The organism is Rhizobium sp. rho-13.1 (assembly GCF_007000305.1).
Taxonomy (GTDB): domain Bacteria; phylum Pseudomonadota; class Alphaproteobacteria; order Rhizobiales; family Rhizobiaceae; genus Rhizobium; species Rhizobium rhododendri.
This window is the reverse complement of sequence record NZ_SCFL01000001.1, coordinates 181834-206752: the sequence shown is the minus strand read 5'-3', so window position 1 is coordinate 206752 and position 24919 is coordinate 181834. Positions and strand designations below refer to the sequence as shown.

Below are 24919 nucleotides of genomic sequence, written 5' to 3'. Positions count from 1 at the left end.
CGGATCAACCGAGGAGACGATTTCGATGACCAGTTCCGCCTACGACAGCAGCAACATCTTTGCAAAAATCCTGCGTGGCGAGATCCCGTGTCACAAGGTCTACGAGGACGATTTCAGCCTGGCACTGATGGATGTCATGCCGCAGGCGCCCGGCCACACGCTGGTTATCCCCAAGCAGCCGTCACGCAACCTGCTCGACGCCTCGCCCGAGACGTTGTCGCATCTGATCGTGGTGGTTCAAAAGGTTGCAAATGCAGTCAAGCAAGCGTTCGACGCCGACGGCGTCTCCGTGGTCCAATTCAACGAGCCATCCGCCGGGCAGACCGTCTTCCACCTCCACTTCCACATCATCCCGCGCCACGAGGGAGCAGCACTCAAGCCGCATTCCGGCAAGATGGAGGATGGCGGAGTGCTGGCCGAAAACGCGCGCAAGATCATTGCGGCGATGTCGTGAGGATTGGCGCGGACCGTTGATCAATGCGAGTTAATAGCTGTCGGTTTGTCAATGTCGTAGGACGAGTGGCCCGTAGGTAGCTGACGCGTGGACGCCTGTGCATGTTCTGCTGTCGCAGTTCAGCAAGGGGCATGCATCGACTGCTCTCACACCATAAAAAATGCCGGGCTTTTGACCCGGCATTTTCTTGGATAGTCGTTACTTCTTGCGTGGCACCTTCGGCACCGTCGAGCTCTTGCGGGCCGGTTTGGCGTCTTCGTCGCCGCCAACTGTGGCCTTCACCTTTTTGGGTGCAGGCTTGGCGCCGGTTGCGATGTCGGCATTCTCGACGTTTTCGGCAATCACCACATCGCCGTCTTCGACCTCAATCGTCGGATCGACGACCTCGGCTTCAGGCTTCGGCTTGATACGGGCCGTCTCTGCAATGCATTCGAGCAGAATGCCTGGCTTGCCGTCTTCCTTCGGGCCGACCGTGACATTGACCACGCCACCCTTCTTCAGCTTGCCGAAGAGGATCTCGTTGGCCAATGGCTTCTTGATGTTCTCCTGGATGACGCGTCCGAGCGGACGAGCACCCATTTTCTCATCATAGCCGTTTTCAGCCAGCCAGTTGGTGGCATCGTCGTGCAGGTCGAAGGTGATGTTGCGTTCGGACAGCTGGGCTTCCAGCTGCATGATGAACTTCTGCACCACCTTGTAGATGACCTTGTTCGGCAGCGCTGCGAACGGAATGATCGCATCGAGGCGGTTGCGGAATTCCGGCGTGAAGAGCCTGTTCAGCGCTTCCTCGTCTTCGCCCGTCCGCTTTGCCGAGCCGAAGCCCATGGCAGCCTTGGCCATTTCAGACGCACCCGCATTCGTCGTCATGATCAGGATGACGTTGCGGAAGTCGATCTTCTTGCCGTTGTGGTCCGTCAGCGAGCCGTGATCCATGACCTGCAACAGGATGTTGAAGATGTCCGGATGGGCCTTCTCGATTTCATCGAGCAGCACGACGCAATGCGGATGCTGGTCGACGCCATCGGTCAACAGACCGCCCTGGTCAAAGCCGACATAGCCGGGAGGTGCGCCGAGCAGCCGCGAGACCGTGTGACGCTCCATGTATTCGGACATGTCGAAGCGCAGCAGTTCCACGCCGAGCGACGAGGCCAGTTGCTTGGCAACCTCGGTCTTGCCGACGCCTGTAGGGCCGGAGAAGACGTAGGAGCCGATTGGCTTGTCGGGTTCGCGCAGACCTGCACGGGCGAGCTTGATTGCCGTCGACAGGGCCTCGATGGCCGGATCCTGACCGTAGACGACCGAGCGCAGTTCCTTTTCCAGGTTGGCGAGAACCATCTCGTCGTCCTTGGAGACCGACTTCGGCGGAATGCGGGCCATCGTCGCGATCGTCGCTTCGATTTCCTTCTCGGTGATCAGCTTGCGGCGCTTCGACGGCGGCAGCAGCATCTGGGCTGCACCCGTTTCGTCGATGACGTCGATCGCCTTGTCCGGCAGCTTGCGGTCGGACAGGTAGCGGGCCGACAGTTCGACGGCCGACTTGATCGCCTCGTTGGAGTAACGCAGATGGTGATACTCTTCGAAATAGGGCTTCAGGCCCTTCATGATTTCGATGGCATCCTCGATCGACGGTTCGACGACGTCGATCTTCTGGAAGCGGCGCACGAGTGCCCGGTCCTTTTCGAAGAACTGACGGTATTCCTTGTAGGTCGTCGAGCCGATGCAGCGGATCGCACCGGAAGACAAGGCTGGCTTCAGCAGGTTGGACGCGTCCATTGCGCCGCCGGACGTGGCACCGGCGCCGATGACGGTATGAATTTCGTCAATGAACAGCACGGAGCCCGGATATTCCTCGAGTTCCTTGACGACCTGCTTGAGGCGCTCTTCGAAGTCACCGCGATAACGGGTGCCGGCGAGCAGCGTGCCCATGTCGAGCGAGAAGATCGTTGCATCCTGCAGCGCTTCCGGAACCTTGCCTTCAACGATACGCTTGGCCAGACCTTCGGCGATGGCGGTCTTGCCGACGCCGGGGTCGCCCACATAGAGCGGGTTGTTCTTGGAGCGCCGGCACAGGACCTGGATAGTTCGGTTGACCTCGGAGTGGCGGCCGATCAGCGGATCGATCTTGCCGGTCTTGGCCTTCTCGTTGAGGTTGACGCAATAGGCCTTGAGAGCATCCTGCGCCTTCTTGGGTCCGCCTTCTTCCTGCTCGCCACGCGATGTCGGCTTGCTTTCGGCATCGCCGTCGTCGACGCCACGTGGAGACCGGACCTGGGAGGAGCCCGGACGCTTGCCGATACCGTGCGAGATGTAGTTCACCGCGTCGTAGCGGGTCATTTCCTGCTCCTGCAGGAAGTATGCGGCATGGCTTTCGCGCTCGGCAAAGATAGCGACGAGAACATTAGCGCCCGTCACTTCCTCACGGCCCGAAGACTGCACATGGATCACCGCCCGCTGGATGACGCGCTGGAAGCCGGATGTCGGCTTGGAGTCCTCGTCATATCCGGTGATCAGGTTCGATAGTTCGTTGTCCACATATTCGATCAGCGTCTTGCGAAGCGAATCGAGGTCGACATTACAGGCGCCCATGACTGCCGCTGCATCTGCGTCGTCTACCAACGCCAACAGCAGATGTTCGAGTGTGGCATATTCATGATGCCGCTCGTTCGCGTATGTCAGTGCCTGATGCAGTGCCTTCTCGAGACTAGGCGAAAATGTTGGCACGTCAGATCCTCACTTCTTTTCCATAACACATTGTAGCGGGTGCTGGTGCTGCCGAGCGAAGTCCATCACTTGGCTTACCTTGGTCTCCGCCACTTCATATGTAAATATTCCACATTCGCCCACACCGTGATTATGAACGAGCAGCATAATACGGGTGGCTCCCTCGCGGTCCTTCTGGAAGAAACGCTCCAGAATGTGGATCACGAATTCCATTGGTGTGTAGTCGTCATTCAATATCAGCACGCGGTATAGATTGGGCTTCTTCGTCTTGGCTTTCGTCCGCGTAATGACCGAGGTCTCGCGATTACCGTTGCCCCCGTTCCTTTCGCTATCCTTCTGCATCCGGATCGGCTTGGCGATCATAGTCGTTCATTCCTCAAAGCACTCGGCGGGCATCGTTCAATTGCAAATCACCGGCCGAATATCCGAAACCCTAACTTAGTTCATATTGGCGGGATTTTAAGCCCCCCGCTCAACACTGCAATCACAATTCGTCTTCAAACAGGGCCACACCCTAAAAATCGCCCGAAAACAACGATGACGCCCGAACAAAAATGCAAGAGACCGGCGCGCGTTGCACGACCGGCCTTCTGAATGGTCTCTTCCACTGTCTTTCGTCGCCGCAATCAGGCCGCGCTGTTGGCCGAATCCCCGGCGTTACCGCTTGATCCGGCAGCAGCTTTCCGGGCGGGTTCATATACGGACCTGGCAAGACCGGCGTACATCTCGCCGATCTTCGCCGCCTCAGCGACAAAGCTCTCGTAGTAGGATTTCGCGAAATTGCTCTGAAGCTCCAAGGCAGCATCGAGGCTGGTCACACTCGACAGCGTGCCGACATGCGACACTGCGTCCTCGAATGATTTCTTGGAATAACCGGCCGCCTCTGCGGCAATGGCCTGCACGCTCAACGCGGCCTGGGTGTAATTCTTAAGCGCCTCGTCGATAGCGTCGGTGTCGGGCGCAGCGTTCTGTTTGTTGTTCAGCATATGGTCCTCCAACCGTAGTCGATTGGAGAAAATTTAGGTGCACTGCACAAATAGTCAACCGTTTTGACGATTTTGTGCATCACCTTGAGTTGTAAGACGGGTCAGTGACCTCGGCGCTGATGCTTGCCTCTCAGCGGCATAGCCGGGTCCTGAACCAGCCGCCGAAGCGGCCGGTTGGCATCTATAGATCAAAGATCGACCTCGAGGATTGCCATTGAGAAATTGTAGGAACGATCGCCATCCTCGTCGTCGACATAGACGAGCCCCAGGAACTCGTCGCCGAGGTAGACTTCGGCCGAATCGTCCTTGCGAGGACGTGCCTTGACCGCCATCAGCGGATTGAGGCTGCGTTTGAAATAGGCGTCGAGCTTCTTGATTTCGTCTGGCTTCACGATTGATCTCCGTAACCGTAGATTGGGGGCGGGTTGTTGCATGGGAAAAGCGGCGATGTAAAGACAAAGGCGGCCCTCAGCTGCCCTACCGCCGGGAGCATGGCGGCTCGGTCAGATTCCGGCGCCGATAATCTGGTCCATGATGCGCGATGGCTCGGAGCAACCGGCGGTTCCGACGACCTTGGCCGGCACACCGGCAACGGTGGTGTTCGGCGGTACTTCCTTCAGCACAACGGAGCCTGCCGCGATCCGCGAGCAATGGCCGATGGCGATATTGCCGAGGATCTTGGCGCCGGCGCCGATGAGCACGCCGTTGCCGATCTTCGGGTGCCGATCGCTGCCTTCCTTGCCGGTGCCGCCAAGGGTGACGCCGTGCAGGATGGAGACGTTATCGCCGATAACAGCCGTCTCGCCGACGACGAGGCCAGTGGCATGGTCGAGGAAGATGCCCTTGCCGAGACGCGCGGCCGGATTGATGTCGGTCTGGAAAACGCTCGATGCACGGCTCTGCAGGTAGAGCGCAAAATCCCGGCGGCCGCGATTGAGCAGCCAGTGCGCAAGCCGGTGCGTCTGGATCGCCTGGAACCCCTTGAAATAGAGCACCGGTTCCATGAAGCGGAGGCAGGCCGGATCGCGGTCATAAAACGCCTGGATATCGACGCGCAGGATGGCGCCCCACTCCGGCCAATCGGTAAGCATCTCGTCGAACGTCTGGCGCAAGAGGATTGCCTGGATATCGGGATGGTCGAGGCGTTCGCAGATCCGGTAGATCACACATTCCTCGAGCGACCGGTGATTGACCACGGTCGAATAGAGGAAAGCGGCCAGCACAGGATCCCGTTCGGCCGCAGCCCGCGCTTCGTCGCGCATGCTGTCCCAGATAGGGTCGACCGTCTTGACGCTGTCGATATGGCGAATATCCGATGTCGCTACCATGGGTCGCGTCCTCTTTCCGTATTGGAAGATCGTTATATAGAGCAAGATCAGAGCAATATAAATGGGTGACGCAGGCTCAATCTTTGGAATGGATTTGCTGGACCCTAGGCCGAGACCTCGCCACCCGGCTGGCTGCCGCCATCTTCCAGCGCCACCCGCTGGTAGAATTCCAGGACCGCCGCCTTGAAGACGCGGTCGCCGACGGCAAGCATATGATCGCGACCCGGTATATCGAGGGCTTGCGCACGCTGCATCAGCGCTGCAAGTTCCTGCGGCGAACCGGCGATGTCGTCCTTGGTGCCGACACCGATCAGGGTCGGCGCAGCAATCGTTCCCATGTCGTCCCGGCTGATGAGATCTCGGGAACCGCGAATGCATGCGGCCAGCGCAACGCGGTCGCTTTTCGTCTGGTCGGCAAAGCTGCGGAACATGCGGCCTCGCGCATGCTCCACGGTCTCCAGCGACGGTGCCAGAAGCGCATCGGCAATCGGATCCCAGTCGCCGACGCCATCCGTCATGCCGATCCCGAGGCCCCCGAGCACCAGCGAGCGAACCCTCTCGGGCCGGGCGAGCGCCAGGAAGCTGGAAATACGGGCGCCCATTGAATAGCCCATCACATGGGCGCGCGCGATGCCGAGATGATCGAGAAGCGCCGATGCATCTTCCGCCATCACCCAAGGGCGATAGGCGTCCGGTTCATGTGGCTTGCCGCTGGCGCCATGGCCGCGATTGTCGAGAGCGATGACCCGGTAGCCCGCCTCGCCCAGCGTCTTCAGCCAGCCGGGATAGACCCAGTTGACCGCGGCAGTAGAAGCGAAGCCGTGTATCAGCAGGACTGGCGGAGCCTGACGGTCGCCCTCGTCGAAATAGGCCAATTCCAGATCGTCATGGCGAAAAGTGGAGAAATCGGGGGCGTTGAGGTTCATGGTATCGTTCCTGTGTCGACGCCCTTCCTAAATTATCGTCGCCGCCCGGTGAACCCTGCCCTGCACAAAATCTGGTGAGGCACAAAATCTGTCACGTCGCCTTGCGTTTCGCACTACACAACCCGGTCGAAGGATTATAAGGTCGCGCCACTTATCAGAAGCTTTTGGAGATCCGCATGGCCGGCCATAATATTCCGCATTTCCAGAACGACGGCGGCCATCGGGTGATCGAGATCGGCGTCAAGGAGTTCATGTGCACCGGCGCCTCCTCCCCCTTCGACCATCCGCATATCTTCATCGACATGGGCGACGATAACGAAAAAGTCTGCTCCTATTGCTCGACCCTCTATCGCTATAACGCCTCGATAAAAGCCGATCAGACCAATCCGACTGGCTGTGTCTTCGAGTTCAGGGCCGCTTGACCCGCCGGGAGCGGACGCTCCAATGCCCCTGAAGAAGGTCGCGATCATCGGTGCCGGCATCGCCGGGCTGACCACAGCCCTATCTTTTGCCCGGCACGGGATCGAATCAGAAATTTTCGAAAGGGCCGAGACGCTGACAGAAGTCGGCGCCGGCCTGCAGATATCGCCGAACGCATCGCGGATCCTCGATGAACTCGGCCTGCTCGACGAGCTCGCCGACTTGTGGCTTGAGCCGGAGGCCATCCGCCTCGTTTCCGGACGCTCGCTACGCCAGATCGCTGCCGTGCCGAGCGGTGCCTTTGCGCGCGTCCGCTGGGATGCACCCTACGGCGCCCTGCACCGCGCGACCCTGCAAGGCGTCCTGTTGCGGGCGGTGCAAGCCAATCCGCTCTGTCGTCTGCATTTCGGCGCAGGCTTCGATGCCTCAACACCGGATGCCCTGTGGCCAGGCGGACGTAAGCCTGAGCTGATCGTTGGCGCCGACGGTGTATGGTCGAAGGTGCGCAGCAGCGTGGCTGGCAGCGGCAACCCGAAATTTTCCGGCAACATCGCCTGGCGCTTCATGGTCCCCGAGGCCGAAGCGCCGGCAATTCTCGATCGTACCAGCGTGACCGCCTATCTGGGCCCCGCCGCACATCTCGTCTGTTATCCGCTGAAAGAGGCGTCAGCCTTCAACTTCGTGGCGATCTGCGCCGGCGGCGGCGTCGGAAACGACTGGAGCGCTGCCGCAAGTCCTGCGCAGCGCACGCTGTTGCGCCAGCATTTTGCCGACTGGAACAGTGACCTGTCTGATCTGCTCGATCGGCAAGCGGATCCGACCGTCTGGCCGCTCTACGAAGTCGGCGCGGGACGCTGGCACAACGACCGCGACACGGTGCTGATCGGCGACGCCGCGCATGCGATGATGCCGTTTGCGGCGCAGGGCGCAGCCATGGCGATCGAGGATGCCTTCGAACTTGCCGGCGCCGTCAGCCGTCAGCCGTTGCCGGAAGCGCTGGTTGACTTCGAGGCGAGGCGCGAACCGCGGGTTGCCCGGCTGCGCAAACGCGCCGCCTTCAACCGCTTTGCCTACCATGCGCGAGGACCGATCCGGCTTGGACGTGACCTGGTCCTGTCGCTGCGCCCACCGCAAACCCTTGCGGCAGACCTCGACTGGATCTTCGACTACCGCGCCTTCGGCTGATCAGACGGCCGCTGCCGCAGCAAGGCCTCTCTCGATGTCGGCCTTGACGTCAGCAACATCCTCAAGCCCGATCTGCAGGCGCAGCACCGGCCCCTCCTTGGGTGCCTTGCAGATCCGCCGGTCACTGAGATTGACGTGAACAGCAAGGCTTTCGAACCCGCCCCAGGAATAGCCGAGCCCGAAGATCGACAGGGCGTCGAGAAAGGCATGCGCCTTGGCCCGGAACATGTCCGGCGTGTCGACGGCAAGCACGATTGAGAAGATGCCGCTCGAACCCGTAAAGTCGCGCTTCCAGAGATCGTGGCCCGGAAAGCTCGGCAGCGCCGGATGCAGCACGCGTGCGACATCGTCACGGCTCTCCAGCCATTCTGCGAGCGCCAGCGCGCTCTGCTGGTGCCGCTGGAGGCGGATGCCCATCGTTCTAAGCCCGCGCAGCACCTGGTAGGCATCGTCAGGGGCGCCGCAGATGCCAAGTGCGATTCTGGCGTCGTGCAGCTGCTGCCAATGGGCCGCATTCGCCGAGACGGTGCCCATGAGCACATCCGAATGGCCAGCGGGATACTTGGTCGCGGCGTGGATCGAGATGTCGACGCCATGGTCGAGGGGCTTGAAATAGAGTGGCGTGGCCCAGGTATTGTCCATCGTAACGACGCAACCATGCTTGTGGGCAACGGCTGCAATCGCCGATATATCCTGCATCTCGAAGGTGTTCGAGCCCGGCGCTTCCGTGTGCACCAGCCTGGTATTCGGCTTGATCAACTGCTCGATACCGGCGCCGACGAGCGGGTCGTAGTAATCGACGGCCACGCCCAGGCGCTTCAGCATCGTCTCGCAGAAGTTGCGGGTCGGGGTATAGACGGAATCGACGATCAGGGCGTGGTCTCCGGCCGAAAGGAACGCCAGAAACGGCACAGTAATGGCAGCAAGACCGGAGGGCACGATAATGGTCCCTGCAGAGCCCTCGAGCTCATTGATTGCCTCGCAGAGCGCATCCGTCGTCGGCGTGCCGCGCGTGCCATAGGTATACTTCTGCTCGCGGATCTCCATCGCACGGGCGTTGGGAAACAGGACGGTCGATGCGTGGACAACCGGCGGGTTGACGAAACCATAGTAGTCGGAAGGCTTCGGCCCAGCATGCGACAAGCGGGTATTGATGCCGGCGTTTTGCAGGAAACTCTTGTTTTCGATCATCTTAATAACTGCCTCGGGCCTATCGGAAAGCTTGACTTGTGGCTGGCGAACTCGGTGTCGTCAAGTCTCGTGGGCAGGCCGGTCCGGCAGGCCAACGCAACCTGCCCTTTTTAACCGCAGCGAAGACCTGACTATTTAATTTGCAGCCCAAGCCCATTCATTATGCATGCGCTCATTGTCCGGTCAAAAACCGAGAAAACACTTTCGGAAATCATGTTTATCGTGACCGAGGGTTGACCGTGACCGAATTTGCGATTGTGATGTCGGCACTCACGCCGGGGGGCAAACCAACGTCACCAACGAAAAGTTGTGCCAACGCGTGAAGAGGTTCAAATATAACAAGAGAACAACAAAGGTTGGGAAAACAATGAGCAGCAAGATTCTGACAGGTGCGGTCGGCGCGGCGATCTTCGTCCTTGGTGCATCCTACTCGCACGCTGGCACGCTTGACGATGTCAAGAAGAAGGGCTTCGTGCAGTGCGGTGTCAACGGCTCGAACCTGGCTGGCTTCGGCGCGCAGGATTCGTCTGGCAAATGGTCCGGTCTCGACGTCGACCTCTGCAAGGCAGTTGCAGCCGCCGTCTTCGGCGACGTTTCCAAGGTCAAGTACACCCCGCTTTCGGCGAAGGATCGTTTCCCGGCGCTTCAGTCTGGCGAAATCGACATTCTTGCCCGCAACACGACCTGGAGCGCCAGCCGTGACAGCCAGCTCGGCTTCGATTTCCGTGCGGTCAACTACTATGACGGCCAGGGCTTCATGGTCCACAAGGCAATCGGCGTGAAATCTGCTCTGGAACTTTCCGGCGCTGCCGTCTGCGTCCAGTCCGGCACGACGACCGAACTCAACCTCGCCGACTACTTCAAGGCCAACAAGCTCGAATACAAGCCTGTCGTGTTCGAAAAGCAGGAAGAAGTCGACGCCGCCTATTCGTCCGGCCGTTGCGACGTCTACACGACCGACCAGTCGGGCCTGTACTCGATCCGCCTGTCGCTCGCCAATCCCGACGACAACATCGTCCTTCCGGAAATCATCTCCAAGGAGCCGCTCGGCCCAGCCGTTCGCCAGAACGACTCCAAGTGGTTCGACGTGGTTTCCTTTGCCCACTACGCCATGGTTTCTGCTGAAGAGTTCGGCATCACACAGGCAAATGTCGATGAAATGACGAAGTCCGAAAATCCGGACATCAAGCGTTTCCTCGGCCAGGAAAAGGACGAGACGATCGGCAAGGATCTCGGACTTGACGAGAAGTGGGCCTACAACATCGTCAAGCTCGTCGGCAACTACGGCGAAGTGTTCGAGCGCAACGTCGGCGAAGGCAGCCCGCTGAAGATCAAGCGTGGCCTCAACGCTCTCTGGAACAAGGGCGGCCTGCAGTACTCGCCGCCGATCCGCTAATCACCGACTGACCACGCTGCGGGAACCCATGCTTGGTTCCCGCAGTCGAACTATAACGCCCAGAAAGGGCGAGTGGATATAAGGGGATAATGCATGGCCGTTGCAGCCGCAGAGGGGAACGGCAGCCGTCGTTCGTGGCACTCTTTGCTTTACAACCCGAAACTGCGCCAATTTATCTACCAGGCGCTGACCGTAATCTTTATTGTCTGGCTGGTCTGGTACGCAAGCTCGAATGCCGCGCAGAACCTTGAAAAAGCCAACATGAGGGCGAGCCTCACCTTCCTGAACGGCCGCGCCGGCTTCGATATCGCGCAGACGCCGATCCAGTATTCGAGTGACTCGACCTATCTGCGTGCCCTCACCCTCGGCCTGATCAACACGCTCATCGTGGCCGCCTGCGGGATCGTGACCGCAACGATCATCGGGTTGCTGGTCGGCATGGGTCGCCTGTCGCACAACTGGCTGATCGCCAAACTATCGACGGTCTACGTCGAGATCTTCCGCAACATTCCGCCGCTTCTGGTCATCTTCTTCTGGTACAAAGGCGTGCTGTCGCTGCTGCCGGATGTCAAGAAGGCCATGTCTCTGCCGTTGTCCGTCTATGTCAGCAATCGCGGCGTATACATGCCCGCGCCGATCTTCGGCGCCGGTATATGGACTGTCCCGGTCGTCTGTGCCGTGGGCATTATCGGCGCCATCGTCTACACCCGCTGGGCCAACAAGCGCCAGCTGGCAACCGGCAAGCGTCCGCCGGTTCTTCTCGTCAATCTCGCCCTGATTATCGGCCTTCCGCTACTGGCCTTCGCCATCGCAGGTTTCCCCGTGACGTTCGATATCCCCGTGCTCGGCAAGTTCAACATGAACGGCGGCACGGTGGTCGGACCCGAATTCCTGTCGCTGTACATGGCCCTGTCGTTCTACACCGCCGCATTCATCGCCGAAATCGTACGCTCCGGCATCCGCGGTGTCTCAAAGGGGCAATCGGAAGCAGCCCATGCGCTGGGCATCCGCCCCGGCCTGACGACGCGGCTTGTCGTCCTGCCACAGGCATTGCGGATCATCATTCCACCGCTGACATCGCAATACCTGAACCTGACGAAGAACTCGTCGCTGGCCGTCGCCATCGGGTATGCGGACTTGGTGGCCGTGGGAGGGACGATCCTCAACCAGTCCGGTCACTCGATCGAGATCATCGGCATCTGGATGGCGATCTATGTTTCGCTGAGCCTGATCACGTCGCTGTTCATGAACTGGTTCAACGCCCGTATGGCATTGGTGGAGCGCTAAGATGGCCGTTCAGATTGCTTTTCTTCGAGAGAAACTCATTGCCCCGGAAGCGGCTCCGCTGAGTGACAAGACCGTTCGCGGCTGGGCCAAGCACAATCTTTTCGCTACGCCCAAGGACGCCATCCTCAGCGTCGTGGTGGCAGTCATTGCCGTCTGGTTCCTGCTTTCGGTCGTGGAATTCCTGTTCATCAACGCCGTCTGGGTCGGGAAAGACAGGACATTTTGCGCCACTGTCAGCCAGGGCGGCATCCAGCCGGATGGCTGGAGCGGCGCCTGCTGGGCCTATGTCGGCGACTGGTTCACGGCCTTCATGGTCGGCTCCTATCCCCGTGACCAGATTTGGCGGCCGATCCTGATCGCCGTGCTGTTCGTGGCACTGCTGGTTCCATTCCTGATACCGTCTGCACCGCGCAAAGGCTGGAATGCGGCTCTTCTGCTGGTGGGCTTGCCGATCCTCGCCTATATCCTGCTTCTCGGCGGTTCATTCGGCCTGACCCATGTCGAGACGTCCCTCTGGGGCGGCCTGATGGTGACGCTGATCCTGTCCTTCGTCGGCATCGTCGTATCGCTGCCCTTCGGGATCGTGCTCGCCCTCGGGCGACGATCGGACATGCCGATCCTTAGGGGTGCCTGCATCGGCTTCATCGAACTGGTGCGTGGCGTACCGCTGATTACCGTGCTGTTCATGGCCAGCGTGCTGCTGCCGCTGTTCCTGACTCCTGGCACGAATATCGACAAATTCCTGCGGGCGCTCGTCGGCGTGTCAATTTTCGCATCGGCCTACATGGCGGAAGTCATTCGTGGGGGTCTGCAGGCTATCCCCAGAGGACAGTACGAAGGTGCGGACTCGCTCGGACTGAACTACTTCCAGAAGATGACGTTCATCATCATGCCGCAGGCCATCAAGCTGGTCGTACCGGGCATCGTCAACACGTTCATCGGGATGTTCAAGGACACCTCGCTGGTGTCGATCATCAACATGTACGACCTGCTCGGAATCGTCAAAGCCAGCTTCGGCGATTCCCGATGGCTGACGCCGGTGACACCGCTGACGGGGCTGATATTTGCCGGCTTCGTTTTCTGGCTGTTCTGCTTCGGCATGTCGCGATATTCGTACTTCATGGAACGCCACCTAGACACTGGCCACAGGAAATAAGATCGAGGGAATAGATCATGGCTGAAGCTCAATTGAAAAAACTGGAAGTCTCGACGACCGACGTCGCCGTCGAAATTATCAACATGAACAAGTGGTACGGCGATTTCCACGTGCTGCGCGACATCAACCTGAAGGTCATGCGCGGCGAGCGCATCGTCATCGCCGGCCCGTCGGGCTCCGGCAAGTCGACGATGATCCGTTGCATCAACCGGCTGGAAGAGCACCAGAAGGGCAATATCCTCGTCGACGGCGTCGAACTCACCAACGATCTGAAGAAGATCGATGAAGTGCGCCGCGAAGTGGGCATGGTGTTCCAGCACTTCAACCTGTTCCCGCACCTGACAATTCTCGAGAACTGCACGCTGGCGCCGATCTGGGTGCGCAAGATGCCGAAGAAGCAGGCCGAGGAAGTTGCGATGCACTTCCTCACCCGCGTCAAGATCCCCGACCAGGCCAACAAGTATCCGGGCCAGCTCTCCGGCGGGCAGCAGCAGCGCGTCGCCATTGCCCGTTCGCTCTGCATGAACCCGAAAATCATGCTCTTCGACGAACCGACGTCGGCACTCGATCCGGAAATGATCAAGGAAGTTCTCGACACCATGGTGGGCCTTGCGGAAGAAGGCATGACGATGCTTTGCGTCACCCACGAAATGGGCTTTGCCCGCCAGGTTGCGAACCGGGTCATCTTCATGGATCAGGGACAGATCGTCGAGCAGAACTCGCCCGCCGAGTTCTTCGACAATCCGCAGCATGAGCGCACCAAGCTGTTCCTCAGCCAGATCCTGCACTGATCGTCCACACGTTCACATAAAAGGCCCGGTGTCGTTCAGTTCGACGCCGGGCCTTTTTCATATCGGGTGGATGCTGGTGTGACGCACGTCCGCCTACTGCGCCGCCTCGCCCGCAAGCTTCTTCTGGGCGAGAGCATTGTTGTTCGAGGTCAGTGCTGCAACCGCCTCAGCTGCCCGCTCGTCATTGCCGACACGGACTGTCGGCGAGGCAAATTCGATGCCGTTGGCAGTAAAGGCCTCGCGGATCAGCGCCAATGCGCGACGCCGGATCATCGACTGCTCGCCGGGCTTTGCCATGACCGCGAAGCTCAGGTTAATACCGTAGTCCCCGAACTGCTCGACACCTTTCATCTTGAGGGTCTCGATAATCTTCGGCCCCAGTTCCGGATCTTCGAGCAGTTCCGCGCCGATGCCTTTCACCAGCTTTTTTACCACAGCGACGTCCGTCTCGTAGCTGACCGAGATCAGGAACTTGTCGATGACCCAGTCACGCGACATGTTCTCGACCGCCCCGAGCACGCCGAAAGGCACGGTGAAGATCGGGCCGCGGTGATGGCGCAACCTGACGGACCGCAGGCTGAAGGATTCGACGGTGCCCTTGTAGGTGCCGCTCTGGATGTATTCTCCGACCCGGAATGCGTCGTCCGTCATGTAGAAAATGCCGCTGATGATATCCTTCACCAGCGTCTGCGATCCGAAGCCTATCGCAACCCCGAAGATACCGGCGCCGGCGATGAGCGGCCCGACCTCGATGCCGAGTGCCGAGAGAACCATCATGGCGGAAATGGCGATGATGAGCATCGCGAGGAAGTTTCGAAAGATGGGAAGTAGCGTTAGCAGCCGGCCACTGCGGGCAACTTCGGCGTCATTGCCTTCGTGGGCACGCGCAAGGGCGAGACGGTGGTTGATCAGCGCCTTGGCGATCTGCCAGACGATATCGGCCGCCAAAAGGATGACGATGCCCGTCAGGGCGCCGCGAATGATGCCCGCGACTTGCGCATTTTCCACCATCGCGCTTGTTTGCAGGCTGACGATCATGGTGAGCCACAAAATGGCTACTGCGATGATCGTGGCCCGCAGGCCGCGCTCGACCAAGACCTGATAGACGGGGCTATCCGCCCCTCCCGGTCCTCCCTGAGCCGCAAAGGCGCTTCGAACGACCCCGGACGATATCCGCAGCGCTGCAGGGATCACGATAACGTAGGTACAGAGCAGCATCATCACATCCAGCCCTGCCACCCATAGCGCCCAGATGACGCAAAGCCAGAATGTCGCCAGCCAGTGGAATATCCCTTGGTGGCGCGGACGATCGATCGGTCGTGGCCGGCGCCAGACGATCTCGATGGCAATGGCCAGCAGCCCGACGCCGATGGCATATCCGACGGCAGCCCGCACCGGCGCAAGAAAGCCGAGCGCGCCCATGATACCTTCCGCCGCCCAACCCACGAAGAATGTCAGCGTGAACACGACGACGCGCGAGAACCAGAACCGCGCCGCTGCGTCGTCCATCGGGATCAGGCGGGCCTGTGTCGTAGCGGACTTGGCGGCTGAGGGCGCCAGGACGATCTGGCAGAGACGTATCACCAGACGGGCGGCGATCAGTCCCAGAAGCGTCGGCACGATCAGGTCCAGCAGCAGTGGCGGCCAGCTCACCATCAGGAACATGCCCACGCTGGCGATGGCGAAAATCACCAGAGGCGCCAGTTCGCCAAACAGGTGGCGACCGAGCGTATGGATGCTCCGCACAGGTGTCGGATCTCCGGGGATGGCGGAACGTCCGGCGTGGAGGTGGCCGACGAGAAGACTGAAACCGTACTCGGCAGCGAGGCCCAGTGCCACCAGCAGCAGGAACAGCAGAAAAACGTGCGTTGCGCTCCGGTTATCGACCCCCGCCATGATCGTCGTCCCGGCCCGGGAGAATTCGCCGGGAACCAGCGGGATTGCCTCCCGGACCGCGAGAAGGTGGCCCTGAACGCCGTTGAGCAGCGTCGTCAGCGCGGAGGCTGACATGTTGGGCATCATCGCAGTCGTGGTGGTGGAGGGCCTCTGGGCGGCGAGCAGAGCACGAACCTCGGGGTCGTCGAGCAACTTGATCAGCTGGTCGACCTTCTGCTGGCCTGCAGCCACGGGAGGAGCTTGCTGGGCATGCGCCAGCGTACCAGCCAACAGGATGGCGACCAGCGCTGCCATTTTCCAAAGACAGTAAAATATTTTGGCAAACGGCATGGGCAGACGATCCTCCCGCAGTCAGGCGAAGTTGCGTTGTGTCAATGCAACCATGTCACCGTTTCGGGAGCGAAAGAAGCAGCAATTTCTGCTTCCTCGATATGCCACATCGTCTGACGGGCAGGTCCTAGATGATGACCTGCTCGCCGATCTCGACCACGCGGTTATTGGGCAGGTGAAAGTGATCGGAAGGATCGATCGCGAGGCCCGCCATGCGAATGAACAATCGGTCCTGCCAGAGCGGCATGCCGGAGGTCGGGCTACCCACCAGCTTGCGGCGACCGATGTAGAAAGAGGTCGTCATGATATCGAACTTGAAGCCATCCTTGCGACAGAGGCTCAGGGCCTTCGACACATCCTGCGTCTCCATGAAACCGAAGCGCAATTCCATCTTCATGAACCGCTTCGACAGCGATTCGATGATGTAGCGCTCGCCTTCCGGGACCATCGGTCGAGGGATGGTCTTGATCGTCAGGATGATGTTCTGGTTGTGAAGTGCGTGGTTGTGCTTCAGGTTATGGAGCAGCACGTTCGGGGTCAGATCCGGAAAGCTGGTGAGAAACACGGCAGTGCCGGGCACGGAGACGGGCGCGTGGTTGCTCTTGCGCTCGATAGAGCCAATGAATTGCGTCAGCGGGACGTCGTTGCGGGCGGCCTTCAGCTTCAACAGGCCGGTGCCCTTTCGCCAGGTCCACATCATAACGATGAGTGCACCGGCGATCAGCACGGGAATGTAGCCGCCTTCGGTGATCTTCAGCAGGTTTGCGGCAAGGAAGATACATTCGAGCGCCAGCAGCGGCAGCAGAACGGCAAGTGCCGTTGCCAGCGACCATTTCCAGAAAAGACGCACAAACTGGATGGAGAGGATGGTCGTCACCACCATGGCGCCGGTCACCGAGATGCCGTAGGCGGTGGCGAGAGAATCCGAACTCCTGAACAGGAAGATGAGCCCGAGCACGCCGATCAGCAGGATGGCGTTGACGGTCGGCAGGTAAATCTGCCCGGTGTTGGTTTCGGAGGTAAAGCAGATTTCAAGGCGCGGAAGAAGACCCAGGTGGATTGCCTGCCGAGCTAGCGAAAAAGCGCCGGTAATGACAGCCTGGCTGGCAATGATGGTTGCGCAGGTAGCGAGGATGACGACGGGCAGCAGCGCCCAGTCCGGAAACATCAGGAAGAACGGATTGGCGGCTGCGGCGCGGTCATGCAGAACCAATGCGCCCTGCCCGAGATAATTCAATGCCAGCGACGGAAAGACCACGAAAAACCAGGCAGCCTGGATCGGCTTGCGACCGAAATGTCCGAGATCGGCGTAGAGCGCTTCAGCACCCGTCACCGTCAGGAACACGGCGCCGAGCACGACAAGCCCCACCGTCCCGGCATGGGCGATGAAGCGGACGGCATGGATCGGGTTGAGTGCGGTCAGAATGGAGGGGGACTCGATGATATGCGACAGGCCACCGAGGGCGATCACCAGGAACCAGAGAAGGGTGATAGGACCGAAAAAGCGCGAGACTGTGGCCGTGCCGCGCGACTGGATGGCAAACAGCAAGATCATGATGACGACGGCGATCGGTACCACATAGGTCGAGAACACCGGGGTCACCAGCTTCAGCCCCTCGACGGCAGACAGCACCGACAGAGCTGGCGTAATCATCGCGTCGCCGATGAACAGGGCGGTGCCGATCAGCGCTGCAAACAGCAGGCCATTCTTGTAGCGGCTCGATTTCTTCGCGAGCAGAGCAAGCAGGGAGAGCGTGCCGCCCTCGCCGTCATTGTCGGCACGCAGCAAGAAAAGAACATATTTGAACGTCACGATGACGGTCAGCGTCCAGAGCATCAGCGACACGAGGCCGAGGATCTCGCCGCGTGTCACGCCGTCTTCGACAAAGGGTCGCAGTGCCTCACGGAAGGCGTAGAGCGGGCTCGTGCCGATATCACCATAGACGACACCGATGGAACCGATCATCGGAAACAGGATGCTCGGCAGGCCCTTGGCAGGTGCGGAGGTATCACGCGGCACGGCTGTCATCGTATCTCCGGCCCTTCAGAGCCCTATTCATCGAAGTTGATGGTGAGGCAACGCATATGGCGATCAAATGTGCCGAAGACAACTGATGTTTTACTGCCGGCGATTCTTTCGAACGCCCGAGCCTAACATTACCGTTCAACTTTGCAGCAAGCTTGTCTCTTATGCCACTCGACAAAGTCCACAGATAGCCCGTTCACGTATAGTTTTCGTTACATTCCCCTCATCCTTGGTCAAAGTAGCGGCGATAACCGCTCCGGGAGAAGTAAATGAGGAAATCGAAGACATTACGTAAAACCGCAACCCCTGCCATGATCGCTGCGGCGCTGGCCTGCAACGTCGCCTTATCCGGTGCAGCGTCGGCGCAGACGATCATCGATACCTGGAAAGAGGTGAAGGTACCGTCTCCACCCGAACTCAAGCCGGTGAAGGTCGATCTGCCAACAACAGCGTTGCTGCTTCTCGATTTCAATGGCGCGCAGGATCCGACCAAGGGGCCATGCAACAGCAAGACCAAGCCCCGGTGCCTAGAGTCGCTTCCAAAGGTTGCCAAGCTGTTGTCCGAGGCGCGCGCCAAGGGCATGCTCGTGGTCTACAGCCTCGCAGGCGCCGGCACCAAAGCCGACATTGCCACCGTTCTGGCGCCTCGGGATGGCGAGGCGATCGTCAAATCCGGCCCGGACAAGTTCGTCAATACCGACCTCGACAAGATCCTGGCAGCCAAGGGGATCAAGAGCGTCATCGTCACCGGTACGGCATCCGAGGGAGCCGTGCTTGCGACCGCGAGCGACGCTGCATTTCACGGCATGAACATCATCCTGCCTGTCGACGCTATGTCGTCGACCGAACTCTATGCCGAGCAATATGTCGCGTGGCACATGACACACGCACCGGGCGTCGCGGCCAAGACGACATTGACGGCGATCGACATGATCTCGTTCTGAATGTGGAGGGCGCTGGAAGCAGCGCCCGTCCCGACCAGGCCTTGATAGGGTGTGACGCCACACGCCATGCAGGTGGCAGGAGTTGCTGCATGCTTAATGCAACTCATTCCCATTCGCACAATCTACCTGCAAGTCATTCTTATTACTAGATAAAAGCCATTTTAGCGGCTTGACAGCCGATGGCGCTTTTCTTATCTCTCGGCTCAGGGGATTGCTTTTCAGGAACACAGTATGACGCTCGCGCATCAGCGCGCAGTGCATCTTCCGTTGTTTTTCATAGAGCTTTCCGTCTTTTGTCAGGGCACCGGTCACCTCAACGACCGGATTGCGCTGCCGGCGGAGTAGGAATTGATGGACCGGTCACTGAAAATCGCACTCGGCAGTTTCGTTGTCAGCATCGTCGTGCTGGCCATTAAATATGCTGCGTTCTGGATCACCGGCAGCGTCGCGCTGTTCTCCGACGCGCTGGAGAGCATCATCAACGTCGTCACCGCTATGGCCGTCATTTTCGCTATCAAGGCAGCCGCGGTGCCGCCGGACGAGCAGCATCCCTACGGTCACCACAAGGCTGAATATCTCTCTGCCGTAGTGGTCGGCACAATGATCGTCGGCGCCGCAATTGCCATTCTCAACGAAGCCTATCATGGCTTCATCGCCCCGAAGCCGATCGATGCACCCTGGACCGGCATGATCGTCAGCACCGCCGCCACGATCCTCAACATCGGCTGGAGCTACGTCCTCATAAACCAGGGAAAGCTCCACCGGTCGGCCTCCTTGGTCGCCGATGGCAAGCATCTGATGGCGGATGTCGTCACCTCGCTCGGCGTGCTCATCGGCGTGGCGCTGGTAATCTTCACCGGCATCATCCAGCTGGATGCGATCATTGCCGCGCTGGTGGCGCTGCATGTGCTGTGGAGCGGATGGGGCGTCATCCGCGAAAGCGCCAGCGGCCTGCTTGACGAAGCCGCCCCGCCCGAAGAACTTGCGCTGATCCGCGGGGTGATTTCCGCCAATGCCAGCGACGCTCTCGAGGCGCACGCTCTGCGGACACGGCATGCCGGCCGCGTCACATTCATCGACTTCCACCTCGTCGTCCCGACCGCAATGACCGTCGGCGACGCCCATACGATTTGCGACAGGATCGAGGCCGCCCTGAAGCAAGCCGTGTCGGGCGCTATCACGACCATCCATGTCGAGCCGGAAGACAAGGCGAAGCACAAGGGCGTGATCGTTATCTGAGGCCTGGCGCCCTAGCATTCCAGTGTTCGAAGGCGGACCACGGTGGCCCACGACGTTCGAATGCCCTCCTACAAAATGCTAAATTTGACATTATTTAAATTAGAATATTCGAACGTCTTGTATATGGCGAAACTTCGCCCATAAATTGTATCTGGGATATTGATTCTTGGAGCTGCAATATCGGGGGCATGATGAGCAGACTGTATTTCGAACCATCCAGGGGACCGACTACCCGCGAAGCGGGAACTTACTCCTGGAACCTCGCGACGAATACAATCATGGCCAGCGCCAGCGTCGCTCAGCTATTCGACCTGCCAGCCGATCGCGTCAGACGTGGCCTGCCGATAGAGCGGTTCATCGAAAAGGTGCATGCGGAGGATCGAGGTGCCGTCGCGAGAGCGATCCACGAGGAAATCATCAGCGGCAGTCCCTATCAGCAAACCTATAGGGTCATCGACGGCGACGGGAAAACGACGCGGGTGATTGCATACGGCCAATGCTTCCGCGATCCCGCGGGCACCCCATCCCAATACGCCGGCATGATATTCCCAGTGAGCAATGCGACACCCGAGTGTCCTTCCACAGCACTTTTGCGGCTGTGCCAGACCGCCCGGAACGCCGCTGAAAGCGCCAACAACCACCCCGTCAGCCAACTGCTGGAACTCGCCGTCGCCAGCCTGACGTTGCCAGAGGCGGCTCCGATTACGGCGGCTGTCACGCGGCATTAGGATTCTGATATTCTGAAAAAAGTGGTGACCCCTGCTGGATTCGAACCAGCGACCACCTGCTTAGAAGGCAGGTGCTCTATCCAGCTGAGCTAAGGGGCCGGATGTTTTTGCTGCATTGAGATGGCAGCGTGGCGAACGGAGCCTGATGAATCAGTGCGTCCAGGGCTGGTTGCGATTGAAGCGAAAGTTGTCGGTGTAGGAAACAGTCTGGCGGACGGTTTCCTTCGGCGGGATTACCCGATACTCGATGCCGTTGCGGGTTGCGTAGGCCTCGGCCAGCTCCTGGCTTTCGAATGAAAGCTTCAGTTGCTGGCGCATGTCGTCGGACGAGGTGTAGCCCATGATCGGATCGATCTTTCGCGGGCTTTCCTGGTCAAACTCCAGAACCCAGCTGTGGGTCTTGGCCTTGCCGGATTGCATGGCGGTCTTCGCCGGACGGTAGATCTTTGCAGACATCGCTGCTCGCCTCCGAAAGAGCGGATTTCCCGCCGTTGCTGTCTATGTTCCGCAGATGATATCGCAAACACTGTCCGCGGCTAGGCATTGGGCTTTGCTTAACCGCGAATCCCTCTGTTTTCAAGCAAAAAGGCGAAGGCTGCGACACGCCCGCGCTGGCCTTTCGCAGCGCCGCCGCCGCTATCCCGGACTTGGCGCCCCAGCCACCTTTTTCCGGCAGCTGGCGAAGATGTCGAGGGCGGGGTCATAGACCTTGGTGCCGATGTCCATCAGGCCGAGCACGCTGTGAAAGAAGTTGTCGTGGGAGTAGGACGCCCCTGCCCTGGCCAAAAGGCAGGCCATGTCGAAGCCGGCAGACGCCTGCAGGTCGCCTGCCAGCCAGACGAGAAACGGCACACGCGTCTGCTCCGCCGGGGCAATGACATAGGGTGCGCCGTGGAGATAGAGGCCGTTTTCGCCGAGCGATTCGCCATGGTCGGAGACGTAGATCATCGCGCCCGCCACGTTGCCTTGATGAGCCTTCAGCCTGTTGATGACCTCCGAGACGATGTGGTCGGTATAGAGGATGGAATTGTCGTAGGCGTTGACAATCTCTTCGGGCTTGCAGCTTCCGAACTCGGCAGCGCGGCAATCCGGGGTGAAGCGCCGAAAATTCTCGGGATAGCGTAGGTAGTAGGCAGGGCCGTGGCTTCCCAGCTGGTGGAGCACCAGAACGCTGTCCTGCTTGGCGTTGGCGAGGTAGTCGTCGAGCTTGTCGAGGAGGATGGCATCGAGGCATTCGCCGTCCTTGCAGAAGCGCGGATCGGCCGCCTTCGGCAGGAAGGTGTAGGGCACGCGGTCGGCGACGCCATAAGCGCCGGTGTCGTTGTCCAGCCAGGTGACGTTGACCTTGGCATAGGAAAGCACATCCAGCAGGTTCTGGGTCTCCAGTCCCTTGCGGTGGCTGTACTCGGCGCGGGCGTAGATGGAAAACATGCACGGGATCGAGGTCGCCGTCGCGGTGCCGCAACTCGTCGTGTTGGGGAAATAGACGATATCCTGCTTCTTCAATTCCGGATTGGTATCGCGTCCGTAGCCTCCGAGCGAGAAATTCTGCGCCCTCGCCGTCTCGCCGGCGACGATGATCGTGACCCGTGGCTTCTGGCCCGGCGCAGTCCGGTGCGCGTCCGTGCCGATGGGGGCGGCAACGATGTTACGGTCTCGTTCCGTGCCGACGAGATATTTGACGGCGCTGACGATCGGCACGAAGGGGTTGAGCGTCAGGACGAGATCCGGGTTCTTGCGGCCGACGGCAGCGTAGGTGCGCGAAAAGCTAAGGCCGGCTACCACGAATATGGCAAGGCATGGGGCAATGACTGCGAGATTATAGCCGAGCTTGCTGAGAAACGGCCGATGAAGGACCCGCACCCAGATGATGAAAAGCGACGGCAGGATGCCGGTCAGGATCACATGGGTGGCAAAGCCTACCGTGATCAGGTGCCCCGCCTCGGCTGTGGTCGTCACCGCCGCATTGCGGATCATCTCGCGATCAATGATCGTTCCGAACTGGTCGGTGAACCAGGACGATACCGAGGCTACCAGGACGAAGAAGACCAGCGCCGGCTTGATCAGGTACTTTGCCGAGGGAATGATCATCACGGCCGATATCAGCGCGCAGACGCCGACGACGAAAGCCACGAAGGCGATAGGATCGCTCGAGAGGTAGGTGTGAGCCCGCGTCCAGAATGTGTAGTTGGTGAAAAGGACGATGTAGAGGCTCGTCAACAGGCAAAGCGTGACGCTGCCTACTCGTGGACGGAATGAATGGCGCCCGCCCCCGCCGGCATGATCGGTCAATAAATCTTCTCCAGATGGAAAGACAGGGACGACTTCTGCAAGCCGCCCGGAATCGGTACTGCCCTAGACCCCACAAAAGCGGCGGCACTTAGGTGAGTTTCCTGACAGCTACCTGAACAGGCGGGACGTGCACAGAAATAGAGCGTGCCTTATCTCTCTGGATAAAGTTTGCTTACCAGCTGAAGGTCAGGCGCACCAGGAAACAGGGCGGTCCATGCGACGGTGGGCGAGGCCCTCGCGCACCAGGGTATCCCCGAAGGACTGGCCGGCGCGCAGGACGCGACGCTGCGTTGTGCCCGCAGGCTCTGTGGTCGACGATGCCGGCTGGAGCGTAAACGGGCCGGCGTTGAGCAAGGAGAGAAGGCGCAGCTTGGCGGCATTGGCGCGCCGCTCTTCCTCGACGCAACGCGAGGGGCCGAGCGTCGGTGTGTCGATATCGGCAATGCGGATCCTCGTGCCGCGGACCCAGAACGTGCTGCCGTCGAAGACGCAGTTGATATGCGTGCCCTGGCCGCAAAGACCGAAGCTTTCGGAGACGGATGTCGCAGTCAAGGCGGAGGCCGGCTGCGGGCTCGGTGTCGGAACGGGCATGGCGACGGGAATGGGCGCTGGCGGAACCGGGCTGTTGTCCACGGCACGGACGGCCGGAGCCTGCGGCCTGGCAGCCGGTGACGGGAGGGCGGCTACCACGGGTGCAGCAACGGTGCCCTTTGCCAGGGTCGTCAATTCAGGCTTGATGGACTGCCAGTGATCGTATCCGACAATCGCCAGCACTGTCGCAACGGCCAACCATGGCAGAATGCTTCCGCCGCCGCCGCTTTTCTTTTTGGCCGTCCTGCGGGCTGGTTTTCGCGTGCTGCGCCTTTGTGCCATTATCCGCTCCTTCACTAGCGAGCGGCATTATCCCAGCCAACCCTTTCCGAAAGGTTGGCGCCGGGGTGGAAACAGGCTGACCGAGATCGAAGATCTCGCACACTTTGGGATATCTCGGGGCGACAGGTTTTTGACTAGCGGGCGTGAAACAAAGTGCCGGTTACGAACGATTTGAAGAGGACGCCGCTCTGGTCGTTATTGTCATAGTAATCGTCACAGCCGTGGAAGCGGTGGTCGCGCCGGTGGTGATCATGATGATGACTGCGGTTCCTGACCTGAATGACGTCTGGGGTGCCGGTCTGCACCGAAGTCACACCAGAAATCGGCATCGAGGCCGCCGGAGCGACGGTCATGAGTAAGATAGAAGCGCCGAAGACTGCGGCGGTGGCGATCTGGCGGACATTTATCATGTCGGTTTTCCCTAAAAATGCTAGTGGGCTATCCTAATGCGGATCGCACATCCTGTCACGGACCACGTCCCATCCCGTAAAAAAACCCGGCTGACTTATCATCAACCGGGTTTCCATCAAAACGACTGGCCGGCCGTTTAGCGGCAAACGCGCATCTTCTTGACGACCATATGACCGTGGCGGTCGCGGTGCTTTACCGTCTTCATCATGCAATGCTTCTGGTGCATGCCGTGCATATTGTGACGCATGGACATGTCGTCAGCACGAGCAGCTACGCCCGACGAAAGGGTTGCAGCCAGTGCAACTGCGGAAGCAAGAATAAAATTGCGCATTTTGGACC

Annotated in this window: 24 protein-coding genes and 1 tRNA gene; 10 read left to right on the top strand and 15 right to left on the bottom strand. The window is 59.8% G+C overall.

The window, feature by feature from the left end; all coding sequences use genetic code 11:
- The first annotated feature begins 25 nt into the window (after positions 1–25).
- A complete protein-coding gene (locus tag EQW76_RS01250) occupies positions 26–454 on the top strand; it encodes an HIT family protein (protein ID WP_142822520.1) in 429 nt (142 codons plus the stop codon).
- A 198-nt stretch (positions 455–652) separates the two neighbouring features.
- On the opposite strand, the gene clpA is transcribed toward EQW76_RS01250, so the two are convergent.
- The 6 genes from clpA to EQW76_RS01220 form a co-directional block, all read right to left on the bottom strand.
- Complete coding sequence (gene clpA / locus EQW76_RS01245; RefSeq protein WP_142822518.1) at positions 653–3175, bottom strand: ATP-dependent Clp protease ATP-binding subunit ClpA; 2523 nt, start codon at positions 3173–3175, stop codon at positions 653–655.
- A 9-nt stretch (positions 3176–3184) separates the two neighbouring features.
- Entirely contained in the window at positions 3185–3538 is a 354-nt protein-coding gene (clpS, locus tag EQW76_RS01240) for an ATP-dependent Clp protease adapter ClpS (protein WP_111215503.1), read from the bottom strand.
- A gap of 263 nt (positions 3539–3801) precedes the next feature.
- Positions 3802–4161, bottom strand: a complete 360-nt coding sequence (locus EQW76_RS01235; RefSeq protein ID WP_142822516.1) for a phasin family protein — start codon at positions 4159–4161, stop codon at positions 3802–3804.
- Positions 4162–4349: 188 nt separating this feature from the next.
- Positions 4350–4553, bottom strand: coding sequence for a DUF3126 family protein (locus EQW76_RS01230; protein ID WP_111215499.1), 204 nt, complete (start codon positions 4551–4553; stop codon positions 4350–4352).
- A 111-nt stretch (positions 4554–4664) separates the two neighbouring features.
- Positions 4665–5489, bottom strand: a complete 825-nt coding sequence (cysE, locus tag EQW76_RS01225) for a serine O-acetyltransferase (RefSeq protein ID WP_142822515.1) — start codon at positions 5487–5489, stop codon at positions 4665–4667.
- A gap of 104 nt (positions 5490–5593) precedes the next feature.
- Positions 5594–6415 (bottom strand): alpha/beta hydrolase, encoded by an 822-nt coding sequence (locus tag EQW76_RS01220; protein ID WP_142822513.1) that lies wholly within the window; start codon positions 6413–6415, stop codon positions 5594–5596.
- A 176-nt stretch (positions 6416–6591) separates the two neighbouring features.
- Between EQW76_RS01220 and EQW76_RS01215 the strand changes: the two genes are divergently transcribed.
- Together EQW76_RS01215 and EQW76_RS01210 are read left to right on the top strand one after the other, a co-directional pair.
- Positions 6592–6837, top strand: coding sequence for a zinc-finger domain-containing protein (locus tag EQW76_RS01215; protein WP_142822511.1), 246 nt, complete (start codon positions 6592–6594; stop codon positions 6835–6837).
- A gap of 22 nt (positions 6838–6859) precedes the next feature.
- Positions 6860–8020: an FAD-dependent monooxygenase gene (locus EQW76_RS01210; RefSeq protein WP_142822510.1), complete on the top strand. Its 1161-nt coding sequence runs from the start codon at positions 6860–6862 to the stop codon at positions 8018–8020.
- On the opposite strand, the gene EQW76_RS01205 is transcribed toward EQW76_RS01210, so the two are convergent.
- Positions 8021–9211 carry a cystathionine beta-lyase gene (locus tag EQW76_RS01205; protein WP_142822508.1) on the bottom strand — a complete coding sequence of 397 codons (1191 nt, stop codon included), beginning with the start codon at positions 9209–9211 and terminating at the stop codon, positions 8021–8023.
- 367 nt (positions 9212–9578) lie between these two features.
- Here EQW76_RS01205 and EQW76_RS01200 point away from each other — a divergent pair, with 367 nt between their 5' ends.
- From EQW76_RS01200 to EQW76_RS01185, 4 genes are all read left to right on the top strand, one after another.
- The gene (locus tag EQW76_RS01200) at positions 9579–10607 is read left to right on the top strand and encodes an amino acid ABC transporter substrate-binding protein (protein WP_142822506.1); all 1029 of its coding nucleotides are present in this window, start codon (positions 9579–9581) and stop codon (positions 10605–10607) included.
- A 93-nt stretch (positions 10608–10700) separates the two neighbouring features.
- Positions 10701–11894: an amino acid ABC transporter permease gene (locus EQW76_RS01195; RefSeq protein ID WP_142822505.1), complete on the top strand. Its 1194-nt coding sequence runs from the start codon at positions 10701–10703 to the stop codon at positions 11892–11894.
- A 1-nt stretch (position 11895) separates the two neighbouring features.
- Positions 11896–13050 carry an amino acid ABC transporter permease gene (locus EQW76_RS01190; protein ID WP_142822503.1) on the top strand — a complete coding sequence of 385 codons (1155 nt, stop codon included), beginning with the start codon at positions 11896–11898 and terminating at the stop codon, positions 13048–13050.
- 17 nt (positions 13051–13067) lie between these two features.
- Positions 13068–13841 (top strand): amino acid ABC transporter ATP-binding protein, encoded by a 774-nt coding sequence (locus EQW76_RS01185; protein WP_142822501.1) that lies wholly within the window; start codon positions 13068–13070, stop codon positions 13839–13841.
- A 93-nt stretch (positions 13842–13934) separates the two neighbouring features.
- Here EQW76_RS01185 and EQW76_RS01180 read toward each other — a convergent pair whose 3' ends face one another.
- The gene (locus EQW76_RS01180) at positions 13935–16067 is read right to left on the bottom strand and encodes a mechanosensitive ion channel family protein (RefSeq protein ID WP_142822500.1); all 2133 of its coding nucleotides are present in this window, start codon (positions 16065–16067) and stop codon (positions 13935–13937) included.
- 127 nt (positions 16068–16194) lie between these two features.
- Positions 16195–18033 carry a potassium transporter Kup gene (locus tag EQW76_RS01175; RefSeq protein WP_224128588.1) on the bottom strand — a complete coding sequence of 613 codons (1839 nt, stop codon included), beginning with the start codon at positions 18031–18033 and terminating at the stop codon, positions 16195–16197.
- A gap of 329 nt (positions 18034–18362) precedes the next feature.
- On the opposite strand from EQW76_RS01175, the gene EQW76_RS01170 reads away from it, so the two are divergent.
- The 3 genes from EQW76_RS01170 to EQW76_RS01160 all read left to right on the top strand — a co-directional run bounded on the left by EQW76_RS01170 (position 18363) and on the right by EQW76_RS01160 (position 21004).
- On the top strand, positions 18363–19037 hold the full coding sequence (locus EQW76_RS01170) for an isochorismatase family protein (protein ID WP_142822497.1): 675 nt from the start codon (positions 18363–18365) through the stop codon (positions 19035–19037).
- 351 nt (positions 19038–19388) lie between these two features.
- Entirely contained in the window at positions 19389–20276 is an 888-nt protein-coding gene (locus EQW76_RS01165; protein ID WP_142823579.1) for a cation diffusion facilitator family transporter, read from the top strand.
- A gap of 278 nt (positions 20277–20554) precedes the next feature.
- The gene (locus EQW76_RS01160) at positions 20555–21004 is read left to right on the top strand and encodes a PAS domain-containing protein (RefSeq protein WP_161991060.1); all 450 of its coding nucleotides are present in this window, start codon (positions 20555–20557) and stop codon (positions 21002–21004) included.
- Between the two features lie 22 nt (positions 21005–21026).
- Here the strand turns inward: EQW76_RS01160 and EQW76_RS01155 are convergent.
- From EQW76_RS01155 to EQW76_RS01130, 6 genes are all read right to left on the bottom strand, one after another.
- Positions 21027–21103: transfer RNA gene (locus tag EQW76_RS01155), tRNA-Arg, on the bottom strand.
- A 51-nt stretch (positions 21104–21154) separates the two neighbouring features.
- Positions 21155–21460 (bottom strand): ETC complex I subunit, encoded by a 306-nt coding sequence (locus EQW76_RS01150; protein WP_142822494.1) that lies wholly within the window; start codon positions 21458–21460, stop codon positions 21155–21157.
- Between the two features lie 180 nt (positions 21461–21640).
- Positions 21641–23296, bottom strand: a complete 1656-nt coding sequence (locus EQW76_RS01145; protein ID WP_142822492.1) for a phosphoethanolamine--lipid A transferase — start codon at positions 23294–23296, stop codon at positions 21641–21643.
- Positions 23297–23482: 186 nt separating this feature from the next.
- Entirely contained in the window at positions 23483–24169 is a 687-nt protein-coding gene (locus EQW76_RS01140; RefSeq protein ID WP_142822490.1) for a hypothetical protein, read from the bottom strand.
- 134 nt (positions 24170–24303) lie between these two features.
- Positions 24304–24579, bottom strand: a complete 276-nt coding sequence (locus EQW76_RS01135) for a hypothetical protein (RefSeq protein ID WP_142822488.1) — start codon at positions 24577–24579, stop codon at positions 24304–24306.
- 137 nt (positions 24580–24716) lie between these two features.
- The gene (locus EQW76_RS01130; RefSeq protein WP_142822481.1) at positions 24717–24911 is read right to left on the bottom strand and encodes a hypothetical protein; all 195 of its coding nucleotides are present in this window, start codon (positions 24909–24911) and stop codon (positions 24717–24719) included.
- Positions 24912–24919: the final 8 nt, after the last annotated feature.

Bases quoted from the DNA above. Each gene is read 5' to 3' on its own strand.
- EQW76_RS01165 (WP_142823579.1), top strand. From the start codon at position 19,389: ATGGACCGGTCACTGAAAATCGCACTCGGCAGTTTCGTTGTCAGCATC.
- EQW76_RS01195 (WP_142822505.1), top strand. From the start codon at position 10,701: ATGGCCGTTGCAGCCGCAGAGGGGAACGGCAGCCGTCGTTCGTGGCAC.
- EQW76_RS01190 (WP_142822503.1), top strand. From the start codon at position 11,896: ATGGCCGTTCAGATTGCTTTTCTTCGAGAGAAACTCATTGCCCCGGAA.
- EQW76_RS01235 (WP_142822516.1), bottom strand. From the start codon at position 4,161: ATGCTGAACAACAAACAGAACGCTGCGCCCGACACCGACGCTATCGAC.
- EQW76_RS01170 (WP_142822497.1), top strand. From the start codon at position 18,363: ATGAGGAAATCGAAGACATTACGTAAAACCGCAACCCCTGCCATGATC.
- EQW76_RS01160 (WP_161991060.1), top strand. From the start codon at position 20,555: ATGGCCAGCGCCAGCGTCGCTCAGCTATTCGACCTGCCAGCCGATCGC.
- EQW76_RS01185 (WP_142822501.1), top strand. From the start codon at position 13,068: ATGGCTGAAGCTCAATTGAAAAAACTGGAAGTCTCGACGACCGACGTC.
- clpS (WP_111215503.1), bottom strand. From the start codon at position 3,538: ATGATCGCCAAGCCGATCCGGATGCAGAAGGATAGCGAAAGGAACGGG.
- cysE (WP_142822515.1), bottom strand. From the start codon at position 5,489: ATGGTAGCGACATCGGATATTCGCCATATCGACAGCGTCAAGACGGTC.
- EQW76_RS01215 (WP_142822511.1), top strand. From the start codon at position 6,592: ATGGCCGGCCATAATATTCCGCATTTCCAGAACGACGGCGGCCATCGG.
- EQW76_RS01135 (WP_142822488.1), bottom strand. From the start codon at position 24,579: ATGATAAATGTCCGCCAGATCGCCACCGCCGCAGTCTTCGGCGCTTCT.
- EQW76_RS01200 (WP_142822506.1), top strand. From the start codon at position 9,579: ATGAGCAGCAAGATTCTGACAGGTGCGGTCGGCGCGGCGATCTTCGTC.
- EQW76_RS01150 (WP_142822494.1), bottom strand. From the start codon at position 21,460: ATGTCTGCAAAGATCTACCGTCCGGCGAAGACCGCCATGCAATCCGGC.
- EQW76_RS01130 (WP_142822481.1), bottom strand. From the start codon at position 24,911: ATGCGCAATTTTATTCTTGCTTCCGCAGTTGCACTGGCTGCAACCCTT.
- EQW76_RS01250 (WP_142822520.1), top strand. From the start codon at position 26: ATGACCAGTTCCGCCTACGACAGCAGCAACATCTTTGCAAAAATCCTG.
- EQW76_RS01175 (WP_224128588.1), bottom strand. From the start codon at position 18,033: ATGATCGGTTCCATCGGTGTCGTCTATGGTGATATCGGCACGAGCCCG.
- EQW76_RS01180 (WP_142822500.1), bottom strand. From the start codon at position 16,067: ATGCCGTTTGCCAAAATATTTTACTGTCTTTGGAAAATGGCAGCGCTG.
- EQW76_RS01205 (WP_142822508.1), bottom strand. From the start codon at position 9,211: ATGATCGAAAACAAGAGTTTCCTGCAAAACGCCGGCATCAATACCCGC.
- EQW76_RS01140 (WP_142822490.1), bottom strand. From the start codon at position 24,169: ATGGCACAAAGGCGCAGCACGCGAAAACCAGCCCGCAGGACGGCCAAA.
- EQW76_RS01210 (WP_142822510.1), top strand. From the start codon at position 6,860: ATGCCCCTGAAGAAGGTCGCGATCATCGGTGCCGGCATCGCCGGGCTG.
- EQW76_RS01220 (WP_142822513.1), bottom strand. From the start codon at position 6,415: ATGAACCTCAACGCCCCCGATTTCTCCACTTTTCGCCATGACGATCTG.